This is a genomic window from Serratia sp. EC4, assembly GCF_059652115.1.
Map to the genome: position 1 here is coordinate 556,971 of NZ_JBNIDE010000001.1, position 15,515 is coordinate 572,485.

A 15,515-nucleotide genomic window follows, 5' to 3' on the forward strand; every position below is an offset into this window, starting at 1 on the left:
CTTCTCCTTGGGGCAGCGTACGGCGGCCACGCGCGCCTGCGCGTGGCCGGGAAAGTCTATGACAGCGTCGACGATTAACGTGCGGGATGCACGTCGTTCAGCGGAACCGCGTGTTGCTGACGAAACCCGGCGCTGTAACGCGCCACCGCCAGGTCATCGGAAGGGATCGCCGGCGTAATGCCGGACATCAGATCGGACAACAACTGCCCGGAGCCACAGGCCATCGTCCAGCCCAACGTGCCATGTCCGGTATTGAGATACAGGTTCTTCAGCGAGGTGCGGCCGACAATTGGCGTGCCGTCCGGCGTCATCGGCCGCAGGCCGGTCCAGAACGTCGCCTCTTCCACTCGGCCGCCGTTCGGGTAGAGATCGCGCACCACCATTTCCAGCGTTTCGCGCCGTTTTTGCTCCAGCTGCGTATTGAAACCGACGATCTCCGCCATGCCGCCAACGCGAATGCGCTGGTCGAAGCGTGTGATGGCGATTTTATACGTCTCATCCAATACCGTAGAGAACGGCGCCGCCGCTTCGTCGGTGATAGGAATGGTCAACGAATAGCCCTTCAGCGGGTAAACCGGAATGGACACCAGGCCGCGCAGCAGCGCCGTGGAGTACGAGCCGAACGCCACCACATAGCTGTCGGCCTTGAACACTTCCTCGCCGCACTGCACGCCGGCGATCTTGTCGCCCTCCACCAGCAGACGATCGACGCTGCGGTTGAACAGGAAGGTGACGCCCGCCTGCTCTGCCATCTTCGCCAACTGTTGCGTAAACAGCTGGCAATCGCCGGTTTCGTCATTCGGCAACTGCAGGCCGCCGGTCAGCTTGTGCGCCACCTGCGCCAGCGCCGGCTCGACGCTGCCGAGTTGGCCGGCTTCCAGCAATCTGTAAGGCACGCCGGCATCTTCCAATACCGCAATGTCTTTCGCGGCGTTTTCGAACTGTTGTTGAGTGCGGAACAGCTGCAGCGTGCCGCCCTGGCGACCTTCGTACTGGATGCCGGTTTCCTGACGCAGCGCCTTGATACAATCGCGGCTGTATTCCGCCAGACGCACCATGCGGCCTTTGTTGGTCATGTAGTGTTCGGTGTTGCAGTTCTTCAACATCTGCCACATCCAGCTCAGTTGGAAGCTGCTGCCGTCGAGGCGGATGGCCAACGGCGCATGGCGCTGGAACATCCACTTGATGGCCTTCAGCGGCACGCCCGGCGCCGCCCAAGGTGCGGCATAGCCCGGTGAAATCTGCCCGGCGTTCGCCGCGCTGGTTTCCAGTGCGGGGCCTGGCTGACGATCGATCACCGTCACCTCATGCCCCGCCTTCGCCAAATACCAGGCACTGGCTACGCCCACCACTCCACTACCTAAAATTACCACTCGCATCGCTGACTCCAGCTCAAGGCTTCACAAAGCATAATCTTCTGCTTACAGGAAATTAACTCAGTGAAAAAATCCGTCCAACAACTTCGTCATCAAACGTGACAATATTCACAATTAATTTATCGTCGATGAGCCATGCATTTGCAATAGCCGTCTGCAAATAGCGATAAGATGCGGTTTAGAGGGGATTATAGCGTCATACCGCCACTGAATTGATATCAACGCTATCAATGATAGCACTCAAAAAAGGCGTGATAAGTAACATTGATTTAACAGAATATAAAAATACCAGCCAACAATTAAGCAGAATAAAAATCCAATAAAATAAAAAATACCAACATAACAAACAAAGAGAGCCTCCTCCCTCCGCAGCAGAAAAATCGCGCAAAATTTCAGCTGCCGTTAACCTTGCTTTCACTACTGGAATAAAACACCCGAGCCCTTAGCCCGCCCGCTTATGTTGAACGCTGCAGCACGATATGAACGTTAAAGCCAGAAGCAGCGCCTAAAGTTCACACTGTCGCTATTGTGGAGAACGCCTTATGTTCATCGCCATTTACCAGTTTTCAGTCAAACCCGGACACGAACACGCCTTTCGCCAGGCTTGGCTAGCGTTGACCCAAGGCATCTATCTGCAGCGCGGCAGCCTCGGCTCGCGCCTGCATCGGGATATGGGCGGGCAGTTTATCGGCTATGCGCAATGGCCAAGCCGAGTCGCATGGGAAAGCGCCGGTGATATTCAATTGGATGAACGCTACCGGCAAGCCCGGGAACGAATGCGTGCGACCTTGTTGGCAGATAAAACGCTATTTGAAATGGAAGTGACGGACGATTACCTGCAAATCAGACCGTTTGACTGAGCACAAGCCCACACAGGCGGGCTTGTGGTTGCGGGAGCGAGCGGCATCAATGATGCAGCATCTCATCCACGACTTCTTTGGTTTGCAGTTGGAATGGGTAGTAAGTCGGCCAGTTATCCATCTCTTTCAGCAACGCTTCCTGCGACGTGTTGCCCATAAAGATATGGAAATGCGCCGATTTGCGCGGGCCGATAATGTGATCGCTGAACTGCACGAATTTCGGCGCCAGGCTGCCGGCATCCTGGCATTCAAACAGATAACGCACGCCCTTTTTACCGGAAACATACGTCAGGATCTTATGCCCGGCGTACTTATACTGACAGGCGCTGGATTGGTCACCGCGGTGAAATTCCATGACGCCATTTTCAATGCCGATGGTATCTACATCGGTGGCGTACCCTTTGCGGTAATACGCCTTCACTTCGGCGAAGGTCTTGCGCTTGTCCTGTGCCGCTTTCTTCTTGAACACCGGGTCAAGATCCCCATTGAGCAGATAGGGATACACGGATTGCCACACCCCCTCCCAATCCGCCAGGTTGCGATCTTTGACGTCCTTATCGTCGAATACACCCGCCTCCGCCTTTTTTTCCACCTCCGTCAGCGGCTTGCCGTGTGAATGATGCCCGTGTGCGCACGCCTGCCCGCTGATAAACAACGCGGCCAGCGCCACCGCCAGTTTGCCAAAATGCCTCGCCAAAATGCGCTCCTTGTCCGTTACCATGAAAATTAAAAGTTACAATATAACATAACAATTTTCAATCCTTGTCGTGCAACAGGCATTGTGTTGCGCCCCCCTGCCGCAGGGTTATACTCGAAGAGGGAGTGCGGTGCCGCGCCGCCTTCTGCCGGGACGGGCGCCGGATCGACCGCCGTTCGCTCCTTTGCGTACCGGCATTTTTATTTCACTGATTTGCAATGGTTAATTATGACTTGAACTATGCTTGTTACAGGGTCTGCCGTTTGAGCAAGACCCGTGAATAATGAGGGTGCGCTGATGACTACTTCAACACATGAAAAGGTTAAGGATGATAAACGTCTGAGCGATGGACCGGACTGGACGTTCGAACTGCTGCAGGTGTATTTGGAGCAGATCGACCGCGTCGCCAAGCATTACCGACTCGACACCTACCCCCATCAGATCGAGGTGATCACCTCCGAGCAGATGATGGACGCCTATTCGAGCGTCGGCATGCCGATCAACTATACCCATTGGTCCTTCGGCAAGAAGTTCATCGAAACCGAACAGCGCTACAAACAGGGCCAGCAAGGGCTGGCGTATGAAATCGTCATCAACTCCAATCCCTGCATCGCCTACCTGATGGAGGAAAACACCATCACCATGCAGGCGCTGGTGATGGCGCACGCCTGCTATGGCCACAACTCGTTCTTCAAGAATAACTATCTGTTCCGCAGCTGGACCGACGCCAGCTCCATCGTCGATTATCTGCTGTTCGCCCGCCACTACATCAGCCAATGCGAAGAGCGCTACGGCGTCGATGAAGTGGAGCGACTACTGGACTCCTGCCACGCGCTGATGAACTATGGAGTCGACAGGTACAAGCGCCCGCAGAAAATCTCCCTGGTGGAAGAGAAAGCGCGCCAGAAAAGCCGCGAAGAGTATCTGCAAAGCCAGGTGAATACGTTATGGAAGACCTTGCCGCGCGTCGAACGTGAAGAGTCGCCGGAGCAGGCGCGCCGGTATCCGAGCGAACCGCAGGAAAATATCCTCTATTTTATCGAAAAGAATGCACCGCTGCTGGAACCCTGGCAGCGTGAGGTGTTGCGCATCGTGCGCAAAGTCAGCCAGTATTTCTACCCGCAAAAGCAGACTCAGGTGATGAACGAGGGTTGGGCCACCTTCTGGCATTACACCATCCTCAACCATCTGTACGACGAGGGCCGAGTGACCGAGCGGTTTATGCTGGAGTTTTTGCACAGCCACACCAACGTGGTGTATCAGCCGCCGTACAACAGCCCGTACTATAACGGCATCAACCCTTATGCGCTGGGCTTCGCCATGTTCCAGGACATCAAGCGCATCTGCCAATCGCCGACCGAAGAAGACCGCTACTGGTTCCCGGACATCGCCGGAAAAGACTGGCTGGAGACATTGCACTTCGCCATGCGCGACTTCAAGGACGAGAGCTTTATCAGCCAGTTCCTGTCACCCAAAGTGATGCGTGATTTCCGGTTGTTCACCGTGCTGGACGACGATCGCAACAACTATCTGGAGATTGCCGCGATCCACAACGAGGCCGGCTACCGGGCGATCCGTCAGGAGCTGTCTGCACAATACAACCTGAGCAATCACGAGCCGAACATTCAGATCTGGAACGTGGACCTGCGCGGCGACCGTTCGCTAACATTGCGTTATATTCCACAGGAGCGTGCACCGTTGGATAAAAGCCGTCGCGACGTGTTGAAGCACCTGCATCGCCTGTGGGGCTTCGACGTGATCCTAGAACAGCAAAACGAAGACGGCAGCGTGGAGCTGCTCGATCGCTGCCCGCCGCGACCAACGCCGCTGTAATCCGCCATAACGACAAAGGGCGCCAAAATGGCGCCCTTTCTTTTTCATTGACTCGCGATTAACGGCGCGCTTCGGTCAGATCGCTCGGCATGGTGCCCTGCATGCTCTGCCAAATCGCCCCGCTGTCCTTACCGTAGTTGCGCACGGTGTCCATCACCTGGTCGTACAGCTTCTCATGGCACAGCGTGGACAGCTTGCTGTAGAAGGTCAGCGCCAGCTTGCGCGCTTCCGGGTTGGAGAAGTAGTAACGGCCCACGCGGGTGTACAGCCCTTTCAGACCGTTGAAGATCAGGCCGTAGATCGGGTTGCCGGAAGCGAACGCCAGACCGCGGAAGATCTCGTAATCGAGCAGATTGAAAGCGTCCGCCTGATCTTCAACCTCGGCGGCCTTCGCCAACACTTCCTGGGCCTGCTCCGGATGATTGCGCACCGCGGCGCGAATAAAGATCGACGCGATATTGGTGCGCACGGACAGCAGGTTATCGATCAGCTGAGGGACGCTTTTGTGATCGAGACGGGCCACCGTCTCAAGGATATTGAGGCCGGACGTTTCCCAAAAATTGTTCACTTTGGTCGGTTTGCCATGCTGAATGGTCAACCAGCCATCGCGGGCCAGACGTTGCAACACTTCACGTAACGTGGTGCGCGTGACGCCAATCAACTCCGAAAGCTCACGCTCCGCGGGCAAAATAGAGCCAGGGGGGAAGCGATTATTCCAAATACTCTCAATAATGTACTCTTCCGCGAAACCGGCAGGACTCTGCGCCTTTATGACCATGTGTTTGACGTTCCGTTGCGACGATAAAATCAGTAAAAGTAATCAGCTCATCATACCAGATCGTGCTGACATGACATAGCGTGAGCGAAAAACAATAAACGAAAGTGTGCATAACGTGGCAAAAAACGAGCAAAAATACCGGTCGGTGGAATTTTCCCATGGTAAAACAAGCTCAGGTTGCGCACGCCCCCACCGCATTGTTAGGGTACGTGCTACGACTGATTGAAGGATGCATAGAGCACAATGGAAACAACCCTGCGTAGCGCCCTGCTCAAAAATTTTCTGGGGCAATCTCCCGACTGGTACAAACTGACCATTCTCATTTTTCTGGCGATCAACCCTCTGGTGTTCTTTTTCGCCAGCCCGTTTATCGCGGGTTGGCTGCTGGTGGCCGAGTTCATCTTTACCCTCGCGATGGCGCTGAAATGCTACCCGCTGCTGCCGGGCGGCCTGCTGGCGCTTGAGGCCGTGGCCATCGGCATGACCAGCCCGGCGCAGGTTTCGCAGGAAATCGAACATAATCTGGACGTGTTGCTGCTGCTGATCTTTATGGTGGCCGGCATCTACTTTATGAAGCAGCTGCTGCTGTTCGTGTTCACCAAGCTGCTGCTCAACATCCGTTCGAAAACGTTGCTGTCGCTGGCGTTCTGCCTGGCCGCCGCCTTCCTTTCCGCCTTCCTCGACGCGCTGACGGTCGTGGCGGTAGTGATCAGCGTGGCCACCGGCTTCTATTCCATCTATCACAACGTGACGTCAAACCGCCCTGACGGCGACATTGGCGATGACAGCGATTTTACCGGCGAAGAGCGTAAACAGACGCTGGAGCAATTCCGCGCCTTTCTGCGCAGCCTGCTGATGCACGCCGGCGTCGGCACCGCGCTCGGCGGGGTCATGACCATGGTGGGCGAGCCGCAAAACCTGATCATCGCCAAAAACGCGGGCTGGGGTTTTATCGATTTCTTCCTGCGTATGGCGCCGGTCACGCTGCCGGTGTTGGTGTGCGGCCTGCTGGTGTGTTGGCTGGTAGAACGTTTTCACCTGTTTGGCTACGGCGCGCAGCTACCGGAAGCGGTGCGCGACGTGCTGAAAGAGTATGACCGCAAGGCCACTGCGGGCCGTAGCAAACAAGAACGGCTCAAACTGGTGATGCAGGCGCTGATCGGCGTTTGGCTGGTGCTGGCGCTGGCCTTCCACCTGGCTGAAGTGGGGCTGATTGGCCTGTCGGTGATCGTCCTCGCCACCTCCCTGTGCGGCGTGAACGACGAGCACGCCATCGGCAAAGCGTTCCAGGAAGCGCTGCCGTTCACCGCGCTGCTGACGGTGTTTTTCACCGTGGTCGCGGTCATCATCGAGCAGCACCTGTTCAGCCCGGTGATCCAGTTTGTGCTGCGCGCCGAGCCCGCCTCTCAGCTTTCGCTGTTCTACCTGTTCAACGGCCTGCTGTCGTCGGTTTCCGACAACGTGTTCGTCGGCACGGTTTACATCAACGAGGCGCGCACCGCGCTGGAAACCGGCGCGATCGGGCTGAAGCAGTTCGAGCTGCTGGCGGTCGCCATCAATACCGGTACCAACCTGCCCTCGGTCGCCACCCCTAACGGACAGGCGGCGTTTCTGTTCCTGCTGACGTCGGCATTGGCGCCGCTGGTGCGTTTGTCGTATGGCCGCATGGTATGGATGGCCCTGCCTTATACGGTGGTGCTGACGGTGGTTGGCCTGCTGTGCGTCCAGTTCACCTTGGAACCGGCGACCGAGCTGTTGACGCAGTGGCATTGGCTGACGCTGCCGTCCATCGACGCCGTCGGCCACTGAGACGGCGCCGGCAGGGTGACCGACTATTTTTACGCTGAATCCGGCCCAGGTGGCTGGCAGCGAAGAGGAATTGGTTTACACTGCCGGTTCAATTGCTTACTGCATGGAAGAATCTAGATATGTTGCAATTCTTTAACCGCTGTTCACAAGGACGCGGCGCCTGGCTGCTGATGGCCCTGACAGCGTTGGTGTTGGAACTGGTCGCGCTCTATTTCCAGCACGTTATGCTGCTGCAGCCGTGCGTGATGTGCATTTACGAGCGTTGCGCGCTGTTCGGCATCCTCGGCGCCTCGCTGGTGGGCGCCATCGCGCCGAAAACTCCGCTGCGCTACGCGGCGATCTTGCTGTGGATCTACAGCGCCTGGGAAGGCGTACAGCTGGCGTGGAAGCACACCATGATCCAGTTGCATCCTTCGCCGTTCAATACCTGCGATTTCTTCGTCAGCTTCCCGTCCTGGCTGCCGCTGGACAAATGGCTGCCGGCGGTGTTTCACGCTTCCGGTGACTGCTCCGTGCGTCAATGGCAATTCCTGACGTTGGAAATGCCGCAATGGTTGGTCGGCATCTTCGGTGCCTATCTGTTGGTGGCGCTGATTGTGCTGGTCGCGCAGTTTGTTCGCCCACGCCGCCGCGACCTGTTCGGCCGCTGATCGGCAGACAAACAAAAAACGGCGCCGGAAGGCGCCGTTTTTTTAGGTATTGCTGTCACATTCCGAGATAAAGCCACCTCAGGTATGTGTAAGGAAGTAAACGAGCACGATCAGCGCTCCAGCTACGGCAAACAGGCGGATCATTTTCATTGTTATACTCTCGAACTTGCGGGAGAGCGGCCAAATTACCCAACTTATCGTTTAAAAAGAAGCATCCCGGCACGGCTAAGGGCGTAATTTACATAACATTAAACTTCTGCCATATCGGCGACTAAAAGCGGGCCGCTCTGGCGCATTCCTTTCAGCCTTCGAGCATCAATAAATTACCGTTACTTATGAACGACTGCGCCTTTGTCACATTCAGAGCACAATATTTTGGTGAAGTTTACCCATAAAATCCTTATAGTATCGGCAAAGTGAGTACTACCGATTTCCCTGGTGTTGTTGTGTGTCTTGCCCCTCATCTTTGCAGGGGCTTTTTTCCCTCTTCCCCCCTCACGCAAGCCCTTACCATCGTTAAATAAATTGTTGGAATTTCTCTCTATCCGGCACCAAGCATCAACGCCATTCGCGCACTAAAGATTAAAATCGTTCGCGATGCTTTCCCTATGCTGAATGACGTGTTGACTTTCGCCCTTTCTTCCTGTGAGCCAGGTTTTGGCTGACTACAGCACATCATATGACATCAAGGACACGATACTATGCCGGATACCACATTGCCGCCTTCGTCTCAGCCCCCCTTCCTGCGGCGCATGCTGCTCAAAGCCGGGAAAAAATTCCTGCGCTGGAACGGCGAATTTCAGACTCGCCATTCGCTCATCTCCACCACGCCGCGGATCGGCAATCATGAATTTAATTGGGTGACGGCGCTGGAAGCCCGTTGGCCGGCCATTCGCGAGGAGTTGGATCGGTTGCTGGAACACCCGGAGGATATCCCAGCGTTCCACCAAATATCACCGGATCAGAAACGCATCTCTAAAGGCGATAACTGGAAAACCTTCGGGCTGTTTGTCTACGGGCAACGGGTTGATGAAAACTGCGCCATCTGCCCGCGCACAGCAGAGGCGGTCAGCGAGATCCCCGGCATGCGCACCGCCATGTTTTCGATTCTTAAACCGCACTATCACATCGTGCCTCACAAAGGCCCGACTCGAGCCGTCGTGCGTGCGCATCTGGGATTGATCGTGCCAAAGGATCGGGACAAGCTCTGGATCCGCGTTGACGACCAAATTCTGCACTGGGATGAAGGCAAGGTGATTTTGTTTGATGATTCCTACGAACACGAGGTTCGCAATGATACCGACGAGTTGCGCGCTGTGCTGTTTCTCGATGTCGACCGGCCAATGGACAAAGTGGGCACGGCGGTGAATAAACTGCTGTTCAGCCTGATCAAAGCCAGCCCGTATGTGAAGCAGCCGTTGAAAAATCTGGCCAACTGGCATCGCCGCGCCAAAAAAGCGTGAAGCAAGAGTCTCATGCGCGTGAGCTCAATAGCCAAGAGGGCGGGATGTCTTAACACGCCGCCCTCTGGCATTAAAACTCGTGTTGCCGAGCAACATCTGTCAAGGCATCCGCGTTATCTGGCCCAGTCCGGCTTGTTGAGGATATGATCCTGCCAGTCCACCACTTCGCTCTCGCGCACCGCAATATGCCGCACCGTGATGCGCTCGCCGTGCATCGCCGCTTTGGAGCCGCTGATCAGCGGGTGCCAGGGAAACAGCGGCTTGCCTTCGCCGATCAGGCGATAGGCGCAGGTCGGCGGCAGCCAATCGAAGGTAGTGAGGTTCTCGCGCGTCAGTTTGATGCAGTCTTCTTCCAGCTCGAAGCGCCGCTCATAGTTACGGCATTGGCAGGATTTGATGTTGAGCTGGTTGCAGGCTACGTTGGTAAAATAAATCTCGTCGGTATCTTCGTCGATCAGCTTATTCAAACAGCATTGCCCGCACCCGTCGCACAGCGATTCCCACTCTTGTTCTGACATTTCCGCCAGCGTTTTCTGTTGCCAAAAAGCGAGTTGTGACATGTTAGCGTCCGGTTTCGGTAAATGGATAAGTCACCTGCGCACAGGTTCGAGGGGGGACTATATAGACATATTAGCCACAAGATGCAAGCTTTGCCGCCGACGATGCCGGCGGCGAAGAGAGGTCAGATCACCCGGGTGCTGAGCGTTTTGCCGTTCAGGCTGATTTTCAACATGTCGCCGGAGGCCATCGGGCCCACACCCTGCGGCGTGCCGGTCAGGATGATGTCACCGGCGCGCAGCGTGAAGAAGCGGCTCATGTAGCTGATAAGCGGCAGGATTGGCGTGATCATGTCGCGCGTATTGCCCTGCTGGCGCAATTGATCGTTGACGGTCAACGACAGCTCGGCGTTTTGCGGATCGCCGAATTCCGCCACCGGGATAAATCCCGACATCGGGCAGGAACCGTCGAAGGCCTTGGCCTTTTCCCACGGCTGGCCGGCCTTTTTAAAGCCCGCTTGCAGATCGCGCAGCGTCAGATCGAGCGCCACGCCATAACCGGCGATCGCCCGCGCAACGCGATCTTCGTTGGCCTGTTTCAACGGTGTGCCGATCAATACCGCCAGCTCCACTTCATGATGCACCGCACCGAACTCTTTGGGGATGGCCACCGGCTGGCGAATATCGCACAACGCCGTTTCCGGTTTGATAAACACCACCGGTTCGACGGACGCCGCGCTGCCCATTTCCTTGATGTGATCGGCGTAATTGCTGCCGACGCAGACCACCTTGTTCACCGGGAAATCGAGCAGCGAACCCTGCCAGTCTCTATGTTGATACATACCGCTTCTCCCAAACTGTAGAGGCTTGGCGCGCCAAGCCGATTATTGGTGTGCCGGATCAATGCCCGATCGCGTCTGCCATCATACCCACGGCGAGGGCGAAATAGTAAGAGCGATTCCAGTGCATGAGGGTGCGGAAATTATCATAGACCAGGAACGTCCGCCCCTGCAGATCATCCGGCGCGATAATCCAACCGCGCTGCACGGCATGCGGCAACGCACTGCCATCCGCACGGCGCACGCCGCGTTTCTGCCAGTCGTTGACGCTGCGCGCCTGCGCGTCTTTCAGGCCCAGTTCGGTCGGATTGAAGCCGGCGGGCAGTTTGACCTCGCGCCCCCAACCGATGCCGGGCTGCCAGCCCTCTTTGGACAGATAGCTGGCTGTAGACGCGAAAACGTCGTCAATGTTGTTCCAGATATCGATGCGCCCGTCGCCGTCGCCATCCGCCGCGTAGCGCAAGAAGGAGCTCGGCATAAACTGGCATTGCCCCATCGCGCCGGCCCAGGAGCCTTTCAGCGGCGTATCGCCGACGTGCCCCTGCTCGACTATCCGCAGCGCCGCCATCAGTTCCTGGCTGAAAAAAGCTTCACGGCGCCCTTCAAACGCCAAGGTCGCCAGCGCAGACACCACGTCTTCCCGCCCCTGAATCTTGCCGTAGGCGCTCTCCATCCCCCACAGCGCGATGATATAACGCCCTGGCACCCGATAGCGCTCGCTGGCCCGCAACCATTGCGCATGGCGCTGCCGATACCGTTCTCGCCCCTGGCGCACCTTGGCGGGCGACATCACCCGCCGCAGGTAATCGTCCAGGGTGATCTTCTGCTCCGGCTGATTGCGATCGGCCTTGATCACTCGATCGACGAAGTGGATTTGCGCAAACGCGCGATCAAGAGTCGCCTGACTGATGCCCTGTTCCCGCGCCCGGCGCTTAAGTTGATCGACATACGCCGGGAACTGCGCCGGATCGCGGCCGCTCGCCGCCAGCGTCGTCTCCTGCGCCGCCTGCGATGCGCCGGGCATCAGCACTCCGCCCAGCGCCAACCAGGCGGCCAATACGGTCTTTCTCGCCGAACGTGTCATCGCGCCTCCCCTGGCCGTGGCGACTGTCTCAGGCCTTATCGCCCGCCAGATGCTGATTGAGCAGGTTTTCAACCGGCGGCGGGAACTGCAGATAATAGCCTTCGTCTTTCAACGCCTGCTTCACCTTTTCGATATCCGCCGAGGCCAATTTCTTGCGCTCATCGAGCGACAGCATCATGGCGAATTGCGGCACGCCGAAACTTTTCATCAGCTCTTCCGGCACACGAGAGAAATCGTCTTTTTTTTCGACATAAAGATAAGTTTGATCGCGTTTCGGGCTTCTATAGATCACACAAAGCATTTTTTTAACTCTATTTAATTGAGGGAGCGTCTTGCCTGGATATAACTCTGACTATAACATGCTTATAGTACATCGGAATATCGCACCCCGAGTGGTATTCCGGGGATTTAAAGTTGCTGAGACTGAGTCAGGATAGATGTCACAATCGCCAATTGAGCTAAAAGGCAGCAGTTTTACCCTATCGGTTGTTCATTTGCATAATTCGCAGCCCGAGGTAATACGCCAGGCGTTACAGGAAAAAGTTGAGCAAGCGCCCGCTTTTCTGAAAAACGCTCCTGTTGTTATCAACGTCGCAACGCTGGAAGGCGATGCGAACTGGAAAGAACTTCAACAGGCTGTCGCGGCGGCAGGTCTGCGCGTTGTGGGTATCAGCGGTTGCAGAGATGAGCGTCAAAAGCGCGCGATAGCCCGCGCCGGGCTGCCGCTGCTGAGCGAAGGCAAAGGCCAGAAAATGGCGGAGCCGGCGCCAGCGCCAGCGCCCGTGGTGGCGGATAACGCCCCCGCCAAAACGCGCATCATCAGTACGCCTGTCCGTTCCGGCCAACAGATTTACGCCCGCAACAGCGATCTTATCGTGACCAGCAGCGTCAGCGCCGGCGCCGAACTGATTGCCGACGGCAATATTCATGTCTACGGCATGATGCGCGGTCGCGCACTGGCAGGCGCGTCAGGCGACACGCAATGTCAGATTTTTTGCACCCACCTGGCGGCTGAGCTAGTCTCTATCGCAGGGCAGTACTGGTTGAGCGACCAAATCCCGTCCGATTACGTCGGGCAGGCCGTACGACTCAGCCTGTTGGATAACGCTTTAACCATACAACCTTTAAATTAAGCCCTTTTGACAAGGAATCCATTTCATGGCACGCATTATTGTTGTTACATCGGGTAAAGGGGGCGTTGGCAAGACCACTTCGAGCGCGGCCATCGCTACCGGCCTGGCCCAGAAAGGCAAGAAAACCGTCGTGATCGATTTCGATATCGGTCTGCGTAATCTTGACCTGATCATGGGCTGCGAACGTCGGGTAGTTTATGATTTCGTGAACGTGATTCAGGGCGATGCCACGCTGAATCAGGCGTTGATCAAAGACAAACGCACTGAAAACCTCTATATCCTGCCGGCTTCGCAGACACGCGACAAAGACGCGTTGACCCGCGAAGGCGTTGAAAAAATCCTCAACGATCTCGGCGAGATGGATTTTGACTTCGTGGTCTGCGACTCACCGGCCGGTATCGAAACCGGTGCGCTGATGGCGCTGTATTTCGCCGACGAAGCTATCATCACCACCAACCCGGAAGTGTCTTCGGTACGCGACTCCGACCGTATCCTGGGCATTCTCTCTTCCAAATCACGCCGCGCCGAGAAAGGCGAATCGCCTATCAAGGAACACCTGCTGCTGACCCGTTATAACCCGGGCCGCGTCAGCCGTGGCGACATGCTGAGCATGGAAGACGTGCTGGAAATCCTGCGCATTCCGCTGGTGGGCGTGATCCCGGAAGACCAGTCCGTGCTGCGCGCTTCCAACCAGGGTGAGCCTGTCATTCTGGATGCCGAGTCAGACGCCGGTAAGGCGTATGACGATACCGTTTGCCGCTTGTTGGGGGAAGAACGCCCATTCCGCTTCATTGAAGAAGAGAAGAAGGGTTTCCTGAAACGCCTTTTTGGGGGATAAACCATGGCCTTATTAGACTTCTTTCTGTCCCGCAAAAAACAGACAGCCAATATAGCCAAGGAACGGCTGCAGATTATCGTCGCAGAGCGTCGCCGCGGGGACAGTGAGCCCCCGTATCTGCCTGATCTGAAACGCGATATTCTGGCGGTTATTTGCAAATACATTCAGATCGATCCTGAAATGCTGCACGTGCAGTTCGAGCAGAAAGGGGACGATATTTCGGTACTTGAACTTAACGTGACATTGCCGGAATCGGAAGAAGCAGCTAAATGATTGCGACGCATTAATTACCCCCTGTATATTTTATGCAGGGGGTAACTGTATGTGCATCCAGTTATTAAGCTTTATCGGTAGCAAAAAATCGATTTTTCCCTTTGGGACTATTCCCAATTAACTTTGCCGCCGCCTCGTTTAAAGTAAATTCTGGCCAGATTTACCTTCAACGCATTATTTCCTGCCTATATTCACCCGAGCAGAGTTTCCCTACCCTGCCCAGGTGATAATCAGCGATTAATAATCTTTCAGGATGTCCTGCAACGGCGCCATTAATAAATCGCCGCGCCAGCCGCTGATTAATTCAGGGCGACTTTCGCTGTCCTTCAGTTTCCAATGCCAGTTCAGCAATTGGTTAATTTGGCGACGGGATGCCAACAGCTCGCTGCTCAACCCGCTTTGCTCGCTGACGGTAGCGATCGCCGCCTTGATGTCTTTGAACACCTTCTTGTAGCCCGGCTGATCGATAAGGTTGGCCAACGGCGCCGGCAACTCGGACTCTTCCAGCGCTTCGGCCTCCGCCACCAGTGCCAGCAGCGTTTTGCCGTGATAACGGATCTCCGGCCCGCTCAGCCCCAGAGAATCCAGTTCTCCCAGCGAAGACGGCATATAGCGCGCCACCTGCCACAGATTCTCCTCACGCACCACGAAGTTCACCGCCAGATCGCGCTCACGCGCCTGGCGCAGGCGCCATTCCGCCAACTTCTGCAAACAACCGAGCTGACGCGGGCGCAGCTGCCAGGCATTGCTGATTTCGCGGTAGGCGACTTCCGGCGCCAGCGCCTCGCTACGGCGTTGACACAGCAGCAGGCACTCGTTATTGGCCGCCGCGGTCCAACCGGCCTCTTCGGTCTCCTGCACCAGCTGTTTAGCCATCGGCAACAGATAGAACACGTCGGCGGCCGCGTACACACATTGCCTTTCGGTCAGCGGGCGCGCCAGCCAGTCGGTGCGCGACTCGCTCTTGTCCAGCTCAACCTTCATGTACTCCGCCACCAGCGTCGCGAAGCCGCAGGAGAGCGGCCGGCCGGTGAAGGCCGCCAGGATCTGGGTATCGACCATCGGCGTCGGCAGCGTTTTAAAGGCGTTGAGAAACACTTCGAGATCTTCACTGCCGGCATGCAGGAACTTCACCACGGCGGTGTCGGCCAGCAGGTCGACAAACGGCTGCCATTGCTTGATCGGCAGAGGATCGATAAGGGAGAGTTGTTCACCGTCGTAGAGCTGGATCAGGCCCAACTGCGGATAGTAGGTGCGCGTTCTGACAAACTCGGTGTCCAGCGCAATCTGGGCATGCTTTCTCGCCTGCTCGCAGACCTGCTGCAATCCGGCATCGGTAGTGATCAACTGATAATTCAAAACATCATTCTCTTGTAGGATTCAAA

At 56.3% G+C, this 15,515-nt stretch carries 16 protein-coding genes; 8 read left to right on the plus strand and 8 right to left on the minus strand.

All coding sequences use genetic code 11. The annotated features are described in order from the left end of the window. Nucleotides 1-74 precede the first annotated feature (74 nt). Nucleotides 75-1,379: a D-amino acid dehydrogenase gene (locus ACP39K_RS02560; RefSeq protein ID WP_028127472.1), complete on the minus strand. Its 1,305-nt coding sequence runs from the start codon at nt 1,377-1,379 to the stop codon at nt 75-77. Between the two features lie 539 nt (nt 1,380-1,918). Between ACP39K_RS02560 and ACP39K_RS02565 the strand changes: the two genes are divergently transcribed. Then, nucleotides 1,919-2,236 carry an antibiotic biosynthesis monooxygenase family protein gene (locus ACP39K_RS02565; protein WP_016927462.1) on the plus strand — a complete coding sequence of 106 codons (318 nt, stop codon included), beginning with the start codon at nt 1,919-1,921 and terminating at the stop codon, nt 2,234-2,236. Nucleotides 2,237-2,282: 46 nt separating this feature from the next. Here the strand turns inward: ACP39K_RS02565 and zinT are convergent, their stop codons facing one another. Continuing rightward, nucleotides 2,283-2,933 carry a metal-binding protein ZinT gene (zinT, locus tag ACP39K_RS02570; RefSeq protein WP_016927461.1) on the minus strand — a complete coding sequence of 217 codons (651 nt, stop codon included), beginning with the start codon at nt 2,931-2,933 and terminating at the stop codon, nt 2,283-2,285. 297 nt (nt 2,934-3,230) lie between these two features. Between zinT and ACP39K_RS02575 the strand changes: the two genes are divergently transcribed. Then, a complete protein-coding gene (locus tag ACP39K_RS02575) occupies nt 3,231-4,766 on the plus strand; it encodes a SpoVR family protein (RefSeq protein ID WP_016927460.1) in 1,536 nt (511 codons plus the stop codon). A 58-nt stretch (nt 4,767-4,824) separates the two neighbouring features. On the opposite strand, the gene fadR is transcribed toward ACP39K_RS02575, so the two are convergent. Next, a complete protein-coding gene (fadR, locus tag ACP39K_RS02580; protein ID WP_025303107.1) occupies nt 4,825-5,544 on the minus strand; it encodes a fatty acid metabolism transcriptional regulator FadR in 720 nt (239 codons plus the stop codon). Between the two features lie 243 nt (nt 5,545-5,787). On the opposite strand from fadR, the gene nhaB reads away from it, so the two are divergent. The 3 genes from nhaB (at nt 5,788) to ACP39K_RS02595 (ending at nt 9,466) form a co-directional block, all read left to right on the plus strand. Further along, nucleotides 5,788-7,353, plus strand: a complete 1,566-nt coding sequence (gene nhaB / locus ACP39K_RS02585) for a sodium/proton antiporter NhaB (protein WP_016927458.1) — start codon at nt 5,788-5,790, stop codon at nt 7,351-7,353. A 119-nt stretch (nt 7,354-7,472) separates the two neighbouring features. Continuing rightward, a complete protein-coding gene (gene dsbB, locus ACP39K_RS02590) occupies nt 7,473-8,003 on the plus strand; it encodes a disulfide bond formation protein DsbB (protein ID WP_033640107.1) in 531 nt (176 codons plus the stop codon). A 701-nt stretch (nt 8,004-8,704) separates the two neighbouring features. Then, nucleotides 8,705-9,466: an aspartyl/asparaginyl beta-hydroxylase domain-containing protein gene (locus tag ACP39K_RS02595; RefSeq protein WP_197818087.1), complete on the plus strand. Its 762-nt coding sequence runs from the start codon at nt 8,705-8,707 to the stop codon at nt 9,464-9,466. Between the two features lie 113 nt (nt 9,467-9,579). Here ACP39K_RS02595 and ycgN read toward each other — a convergent pair whose 3' ends face one another. The 4 genes from ycgN to ACP39K_RS02615 all read right to left on the minus strand — a co-directional run bounded on the left by ycgN (nt 9,580) and on the right by ACP39K_RS02615 (nt 12,187). Then, nucleotides 9,580-10,026: a cysteine cluster protein YcgN gene (gene ycgN, locus ACP39K_RS02600; protein WP_004932284.1), complete on the minus strand. Its 447-nt coding sequence runs from the start codon at nt 10,024-10,026 to the stop codon at nt 9,580-9,582. Nucleotides 10,027-10,148: 122 nt separating this feature from the next. Continuing rightward, nucleotides 10,149-10,805, minus strand: a complete 657-nt coding sequence (locus ACP39K_RS02605; protein ID WP_016927455.1) for a fumarylacetoacetate hydrolase family protein — start codon at nt 10,803-10,805, stop codon at nt 10,149-10,151. Between the two features lie 58 nt (nt 10,806-10,863). Next, nucleotides 10,864-11,886, minus strand: coding sequence for a lytic murein transglycosylase (locus ACP39K_RS02610; RefSeq protein WP_060444672.1), 1,023 nt, complete (start codon nt 11,884-11,886; stop codon nt 10,864-10,866). A gap of 28 nt (nt 11,887-11,914) precedes the next feature. Beyond that, the gene (locus ACP39K_RS02615) at nt 11,915-12,187 is read right to left on the minus strand and encodes a YcgL domain-containing protein (RefSeq protein WP_004932294.1); all 273 of its coding nucleotides are present in this window, start codon (nt 12,185-12,187) and stop codon (nt 11,915-11,917) included. Between the two features lie 136 nt (nt 12,188-12,323). Between ACP39K_RS02615 and minC the strand changes: the two genes are divergently transcribed. From minC to minE, 3 genes are read left to right on the plus strand one after another with little or no spacing between them, the layout of a single operon-like run. After that, the gene (gene minC, locus ACP39K_RS02620; RefSeq protein ID WP_497008276.1) at nt 12,324-13,019 is read left to right on the plus strand and encodes a septum site-determining protein MinC; all 696 of its coding nucleotides are present in this window, start codon (nt 12,324-12,326) and stop codon (nt 13,017-13,019) included. Nucleotides 13,020-13,044: 25 nt separating this feature from the next. Then, nucleotides 13,045-13,857, plus strand: a complete 813-nt coding sequence (gene minD / locus ACP39K_RS02625; RefSeq protein ID WP_016927452.1) for a septum site-determining protein MinD — start codon at nt 13,045-13,047, stop codon at nt 13,855-13,857. A gap of 3 nt (nt 13,858-13,860) precedes the next feature. Beyond that, nucleotides 13,861-14,130, plus strand: a complete 270-nt coding sequence (gene minE, locus ACP39K_RS02630; RefSeq protein ID WP_004932303.1) for a cell division topological specificity factor MinE — start codon at nt 13,861-13,863, stop codon at nt 14,128-14,130. A 237-nt stretch (nt 14,131-14,367) separates the two neighbouring features. On the opposite strand, the gene rnd is transcribed toward minE, so the two are convergent. Then, a complete protein-coding gene (rnd, locus tag ACP39K_RS02635; protein WP_497008277.1) occupies nt 14,368-15,489 on the minus strand; it encodes a ribonuclease D in 1,122 nt (373 codons plus the stop codon). Nucleotides 15,490-15,515: the final 26 nt, after the last annotated feature.